Source organism: Microcystis sp. LE19-10.1B (assembly GCF_027530565.1).
Classification (GTDB): domain Bacteria; phylum Cyanobacteriota; class Cyanobacteriia; order Cyanobacteriales; family Microcystaceae; genus Microcystis; species Microcystis aeruginosa.
Genome location: NZ_JAPZQM010000158.1, coordinates 1 through 6036, shown reverse-complemented (window position 1 = coordinate 6036; position 6036 = coordinate 1). Strand labels below are relative to the sequence as shown.

Annotated in this window: 5 protein-coding genes; 2 read left to right on the top strand and 3 right to left on the bottom strand. The window is 42.0% G+C overall.

The window, feature by feature from the left end:
• The coding region (locus tag O9332_RS05660) for a transposase (RefSeq protein WP_287627018.1) at positions 1-114 on the top strand (114 nt) is incomplete at its 5' end.
• A 564-nt stretch (positions 115-678) separates the two neighbouring features.
• Positions 679-819: a hypothetical protein gene (locus O9332_RS05655; RefSeq protein WP_002760440.1), complete on the top strand. Its 141-nt coding sequence runs from the start codon at positions 679-681 to the stop codon at positions 817-819.
• Positions 820-971: 152 nt separating this feature from the next.
• Here O9332_RS05655 and recQ read toward each other — a convergent pair whose 3' ends face one another.
• The 3 genes from recQ to O9332_RS05640 form a co-directional block, all read right to left on the bottom strand.
• Positions 972-3083 (bottom strand): DNA helicase RecQ, encoded by a 2112-nt coding sequence (gene recQ, locus O9332_RS05650; RefSeq protein WP_002760438.1) that lies wholly within the window; start codon positions 3081-3083, stop codon positions 972-974.
• A gap of 143 nt (positions 3084-3226) precedes the next feature.
• The gene (locus tag O9332_RS05645) at positions 3227-3838 is read right to left on the bottom strand and encodes a DUF3318 domain-containing protein (RefSeq protein ID WP_002760436.1); all 612 of its coding nucleotides are present in this window, start codon (positions 3836-3838) and stop codon (positions 3227-3229) included.
• A 392-nt stretch (positions 3839-4230) separates the two neighbouring features.
• A complete protein-coding gene (locus O9332_RS05640) occupies positions 4231-5829 on the bottom strand; it encodes a C-terminal helicase domain-containing protein (protein ID WP_002760432.1) in 1599 nt (532 codons plus the stop codon).
• Positions 5830-6036: the final 207 nt, after the last annotated feature.

Genomic DNA, 6036 nt, shown 5'->3' with positions numbered 1-6036 from the left:
GTGGTCGAGGGAATCAACAATAAACTTAAACTAATAAAACGGAGAGGCTATGGCTTGAGAAACTTTCGGAATTTTTGGGTTAGAAGTATGTTATCTTGGCATCTTGTATGTTGATTTAGCATAAAGGGTAACGAAGAGCCCATTTTCCTCTTTTCCCCCAACTCCAGTGCTTCCCAACCCAAAAAAGTAAGGCAGACCTTAGCCTACCTTAAAACAAAGCGAGGTTGATCAACTTTGGGGATGCCGATGCGGATGCAGCGGATGGAATTGGTCTATTACCATATATTGTCGATTATAGCAAGGGTTTTGCTGGTTGCATAGATTTAAATAACAAATAATTATAAGCTTTACCATATATTTTAGTCTATACATTGAGCCGCAAGGACTATCTCTCGTCAAACTGGGTTTCAACCTGAACCTCAGTTCGGGATTAGTCAAAATTCTGAATGTTCTCCTAGCTGATAAACCCTATTCTTTCGTGGAACTGATGGCAAAATCTCTTTAACCGTAACTAACCTTGATTCGGTAAAGATTTTCCTCCTCTCGATCGCCTCGGAGAATTGTGCTGTAAGATATCTTCAGTTTGAATTGTTTATCCTCGCAATCGTAGATGAGAATAAATTTCGGTAGCTTTTGCGGGAATAGATCAATAATCTCAGGAAATTAACGGTTAATTATATGAATTCTGCTAAAATTATCGCCATTATCACGGGAGCAATTTCGATTTTAATCGCCGTTGCCTATTTAATCCTAGTCCAGATTCTTGACTTTCGCAGCGAGATGATTCCCGCTCCCCTAGAAGTTATTTTTCCCGGATGATAAAAATCGGGGTTGAAAATGTTTCAACCCCAGAAAAAGCAATTTTTGAGCGGATTAACCCACTGGTTGTAATACTAAATCCGGTTATTAAAAACTGATTATTTATTATCGCTTTTAAAGTGGAGGGTTGCATCAAAAGAGTTCCTCTGGCCTTATTGCCGGGGTCGTCTTTGCCAAGCAACAACTAATTTAATTTCCTCATAACTATAATTATCTCCCAGATTTTCTTTGAGAGTTTTCAGGGATTGATCACCCACTTTTTTAATCGCTAAACGAATATATTCCTGTTTATTTTTAGAGACTAACTGATTAATATCAATTTCGTAACCCGCTTCCAGCAATTTAGCTAAATGTTCATAGATGGTTGAGACTTTTAAGCTTCTTTTGCGAGCGATTTCTTCCGCATTCAAACCATCTTGATAGTATTGGAGAGTGAGGAATTGAGTAGAGGGAAGACTATCCTGACAAAAATCATTAATTGCCGCTATAAATATATCCCCATACTGTTGTACTTTACTGTGTACTACTCCAGAAATTTGACGAAACTGCCCCAAATTCCGGGGTTTCGATTGGGCCATCAAACGCAGACTAGAATCATGGAAAATAACGTAGGGAGGAACCCCTTGACTATCGGCAATTTTTTTCCGCAGTTGTCGCAAGCGATCAAATAATAAATCACTTTCCAGCGTATTGGGATTGTCGTCTCCCACGATTTGACCGTTAGCTTTTTGGGGGACGGCAATAAACACGGAACGTTGTTTCCGCATCACTTCCCAACTGTGTTGATTAAGTTTCAAGATTCTAAAATTGTCTTCAGTTTCTACCAGTAGATTTTGCTGGACAAGGGAACGACTTAAACGTTTCCACTCCCCGACAGTTTTATCTTTACCGATGCCATAAGTAGATAATAAATGATGTTGATATTGGGTGATTCTTTCACCTTTTCCTCCCCTGAGTACGTTGATTATGTGCATCATACCGAATTTCTGTCCCGTCCGCGCCACACAGGATAAAAATTTTTGTGCTTCGATCGTCCAATCCTGGTTATTTGTACCATTCCGACAGTTATCACAGTTACCACAGTTACCCGCAAAACTTTCTCCAAAGTAGCCTAGTACACTCGATCTTCTACATTCATTCCCTTCGGCATAATCTAACACTTGTCGCAATTGTTGACGAGCTTTCTGTTGTTCATTTTGCTCGGTTTTTTGGTTAATAAAATACTCAATTTTTCTGGCATCGGCAAAGCTAAAAAAGAGGGTACATTTAGCTGGTTCTCCGTCCCTACCCGCACGGCCTGATTCTTGATAATATCCCTCTAAATTGCGGGGTAAATCGTAATGAATGACAAAGCGTACATCCGGTTTATTAATCCCCATACCGAAGGCAATTGTTGCCACCATAATCTGCACATCATCCCGAATAAAACGGGTTTGATTGTTACTTCTTTCCCGATCCTCCATACCCGCGTGATAGGGTAGGGCATTAATACCATCTTTTTGCAACTGTTCTGCAACTTTATCGACGGTTTTGCGGCTGATACAGTAAACTATTCCTGCTCCTTTTTGTCCTTTAATATATTGATACAATTGCTGATAAGATTTACTGGTTTTAGGTTGAACTTCATAATAAAGATTAGGACGATTAAAACTAGCAATATGAATGGAAGTATCTCGCAATCCTAATTGTTGGATAATATCTTCTCTAACCTGTTGGGTAGCGGTGGCAGTTAAAGCCAAAATTGGCACGGAGGGAAAGCGTTGACGAACTTGTTTAATTTGTCGATATTCAGGGCGGAAATCATGACCCCAATCGGAGACACAGTGAGCTTCATCCACTGCTAAACAGGCTAAACCGAGGTAATTATCAATAACAGCTAAAAAATCTAAAAAACTAGGCGATAATAATCTTTCTGGCGCGACATATAACAGTTTAATTTTTCCTTGCAGGATTAAAGATTCTCTTTCTCTGACTTGTTTAGCATTTAAAGTGCTATTGAGAAATGTTGCCCCGATGCCATTATCAGCTAAAGCAGTTACTTGATCCTGCATTAAAGCAATTAGGGGAGAAACCACCACCGTCACCCCTTTTTTGATTAAAGCAGGTAGCTGAAAACAGAGAGATTTACCGCCTCCGGTGGGCATAATTACTAATAAATCCTGATTATTTAAAGCAGCCTCAATTATTTGGCGTTGATTCGGTCGAAATTGATCGTAGCCAAAGTGATATTTTAAGACTTTTTCTAAAGAGTCAATTGCAGCCATTGAGCAAGGGGAAAGATATTTTTATAGTAGTTATTTTAAGTTTACAGACTCTCTGATTTTAGGGAACAGGGAACGCCGGAATGGGTGACAGAGGGGGGGAGATTACCTATTGCCTCCTGACTCCTGACGACCGGCTCCTGACCTTAAGATTGTCTCACCTGATCGGGAACACCAACAAAGGAGAGATTGGCTAATTTTTTCAGATTTTGACAGCGCAATAACTCGTTAAAATTGAGACTCGATCGCCCCTCAATTTCAGCTATAGTCTCAATAGCCGATAATAAACCCTTAGCGGCCTCGGTTTCCGTGTAACCGCGTCTAACGGCCACTTTTAGGGCTGCTTCATCCGCATCTAATTCCCGTTGGGGGCTGCGTTTTTCCCGCCAAATCCGGTTAATTGCCAAGGCAGTTAAACCCCCCGCTACTGCCATACCGACGGCATCGGTTTGCAGGGTTTCCACGGTTAAACCGATCATACCAGCCAGAGCAATTACTCGATCGAGATCGGGTTTAAACCATTTTACTGCCGTTAAAACACAGACAGCCCTTAACAAGACTAAATCCCGTTGGGGTCTTGATAATTGCCGCCAGAGGTCAAAATTAATTGGAATCGGTCTGACTCCTCTTTGCCAGGGCAGGGGAAAATTAGTTTCGATTACCTTACTGCTTTCGGGTTTGCTGACAATGCGCGTCATCATCCGTCCCGAAGCAGGCATGAGGTCTAGTAAATGACTAATCTCGTTGTCTTGGTTCATCGATCGCTGGTCAATAGTCTTCGATCATTGAGTATAATCGCTTTCTGAGTTAATATCTCTTTTCCGACAATTTTCTCAACGAAACCGCGTGAGTCCCTACCGTTCGGCTTTGAGGGGTTCGATGTCCCGAAAATCGCCAATAAATTCTTGCATCTTCCTCAAAATCCTCATGTGTTGATTATTAATGAGGGGATGAAACCAGTCCTGACCGGATCTTGCCAACTCCAAGTAACACCCGAACAGGTGGCCGCTATCGAGGCGACACTGAAAGCGTTTGCGGAAGCTTGCGACTACGTTAACGGGAAGGTGAAGCCGAACCCGATGGAAGAACTGGCGATACAGTCGCTACGTTCATCTTATATTTAATTCCACCCACCTACTTATCGCCGTTTCTAAACTAAAGCCTGACTGCAAATAATGATGGGAATTGGTTGCTCCTCACCTTGCAAGCGGCGGCGATCTAACCAGTCCCGCATCTCATGTTGGCTATATAATTTCTTCAGTTCGCTAAACAAAGCTTCTCCTGTCAGGCTACGGCGCTTAATCAGGTTTAACTCGCGCTTGAGTACAGTGGTAATCGGTTGGCGAAAGGCCTGTTCTAATAGGTTAACCTGCTTGCGGATTTCTTCATCCTGCGTGGTTTTGAACAGTAGTCCCAATTCTCGCAGGACGTAGCGCTGTGCTTGAGTCAGAGAACGGCTGTACTCCCGTTCCGATTGGCGGTGTTGGACTTCTTGGGCAAATTTCACCTTGACTTGCATGACTGCTTGGTTGTAATTTTTGGGCAGCGGCAGTGCTGCTTCTTCTGGGTTGGTTTTGAGCATTCCTAAAATGCGGGCAGTATCTTTTGATCTGATCTCTCCCTGTTCATCGAGCCAATATAATTGCTGGTAGCCCTTCCAATCTTTGCGGTTAGGATAAGAAGCTTCACAGAAGACAATTATGCCCTTATTGAGAGAAAAGCGAGCCGTTCGGATGCCGTGAGGCAGGTTAGCTATCCGTTCGTATTCAGCCGGATTTTCTCGCTGGAGTTGTCTGAGAATTTCTTCGGCTTCATTGAGGTCGAGAAATTCTCCCTCATCTTCAAACAAACTTAATTGATGGCTGCCACTTTTTTCAGAAATCGCATACATAGCCTCTTCGTTAAGCTGTTCTGTGGGGTCAAGAATTGCCGCATCCTCACCGATGGTTTCATGAATTTCTTGAATGCGGTTTTTGAGTTTTTGCCGTAATCCTAGATTCCGCTCCAATCCCGTCTCTGGGAGAAAATTAAAGCCGTAAACCACATCATTCTCGCTGCCAATCCGATCAATCCGACCAAACCTTTGAATGAGTCGGACGGGATTCCAATGCAGGTCATAATTAACAATCAGGTGGCCATCTTGTAGGTTTAAACCCTCGGCTAAAACATCGGTAGCAATTAAAGTTTTGATTTCCGACTCTCCCTGTTGTAATTTATAGTATTTGTTGGCTTTGGGGGCAAATCTTCCCACTACCCGCGCCTTATCTTTATCGCCACTGTAGATGACTTCTAGATCGTCTTGATCGCCGTTAGGATTGAGGTTTTGATATAAGTAATAGGCGGTATCAGCATACTGAGTAAAAATGAGGCACTTGCTATCCTGCAGCGGAGGTTTATTCAACCAGCTTTTAAGGGTTTGTAATTTCGCATCTTTGTCTGGAGTAATTGGCTCAACTAAGTGCAAAATTTTCTCTAGCAATTGGATGTCATGCTCAAGATGTTTCTGTAATATTGTGGCATCAAAATCAGCTAGATCATACTTCCCAGATGCCTGACGCAAAGCATCGATAATGTCTTGTTCTTCCCCATTGTTTGGCTCATAGAGAATTGCTTGAGCTTCTTCTCCGGCGGGGATAATTCCTTGGCGTAAAGCTTCTCGAAAGCGTTGATGGACTTGCAGTAATTTCTTAACAGTTTGTTGGAAGGCATAAACGCTAGATTCAAAGCGTTTGAATAACAGGACTCGCATCAGTCCTCTTAAATTTGCTCCCCCGGTTTGTAAACTGAGTAATGGTTCTTGTTTGCGCTTATTTGGTAATAGACCTCTTGCATAATTTTTTTATGGTATAATATAAGGTTTTGCTTTTTTCTCAATTCTTAGATTGAAGTGGAAAAAAGAATAAAATGTGATCTTAGGTCAGGAAATCATCTATAATTTTGCTATGTTTATTAGCAA